The 920-nt window shown below is 38.0% G+C and carries 2 protein-coding genes; both read left to right on the forward strand.

Annotated elements, in window-relative coordinates; all coding sequences use genetic code 11:
- The coding region (gene ssb / locus ACFIKD_RS09605; protein WP_375647929.1) for a single-stranded DNA-binding protein at positions 1 to 444 on the forward strand (444 nt) is incomplete at its 5' end.
- A gap of 14 nt (positions 445 to 458) precedes the next feature.
- A complete protein-coding gene (locus tag ACFIKD_RS09610; protein WP_375647930.1) occupies positions 459 to 797 on the forward strand; it encodes a hypothetical protein in 339 nt (112 codons plus the stop codon).
- Positions 798 to 920 lie beyond the last annotated feature (123 nt).

Raw genomic sequence — 920 nt, forward strand, 5'->3', positions numbered from 1 at the left:
ATGCTTAATAAAGTGATTTTAATTGGTCATTTAGGTGCCAATCCAGAAAGCAAAACAATGTCATCTGGCATCGAGGTGGTCAATTTTCGTATAGCAACGTCTGAGAGCTATACAGACAAGGCAACCAATAAGAAAGTAGACAAAACCGAATGGCATTCCATTGTGGTGTTTAATCCACATTTGGCAAAAGTAGCACTCCAGTATCTCAGTAAAGGTAGCAAAGTTTATATCGAGGGGCGACTACAAACTCGTAAATGGCAAGATAAAAATGGTGTTGATCGCTATGTAACAGAAGTCATATTGCCTCAGTACAAAGGTGAGTTAAAGCTATTAGATGGAAAAAATGATGATGATCAAGAGCCGTCATCATCTGCTTATGACAGAAGCATTTACAGACCTCTTGATACGCCCCATACCGTTATGAATGACAGTGTTCCTTTTTAATAGAGAGTATTTAAATGTCTGATAAGCCGCCGCTCCATACCTTTAGTGCAATCTGTAAATCTAAGCCAGTTTATAACTATACTATTACAGATCAGGAGATAAAATCATTACAACATAATAATAAGATTGAGACACTCTGTAATATATCAGCAGGCTTTCTAATTGTAATGATGGTCATTATCATCGGGTGGATGATACGTGATGATGATGATTGGAAAAAAATACCAGTCATTTGTATATCAATAGCGTTACTGTTATTTGTAGTGCTTTTGGGTGGAGAGACACGGTCAAACTCAAAGGAAATTTGGGAAAACGTTAAACAGGTGTCTGAGGTTATCTGTGAAAAAAAATAAAAAAAGGGGACGCCCTAAAATAGCAGGGCAGGTAAGAGAACCAAATGGACGTATATCACGTGCAAAAGCACTACGTGAAGCCGTTGATAAATTGGCAATAGAAATGCGTGCAAAGCGCTTCGG

This window comes from Bartonella sp. CR84HXZ, from assembly GCF_042194535.1.
In the GTDB taxonomy this organism is placed as follows: domain Bacteria; phylum Pseudomonadota; class Alphaproteobacteria; order Rhizobiales; family Rhizobiaceae; genus Bartonella; species Bartonella grahamii.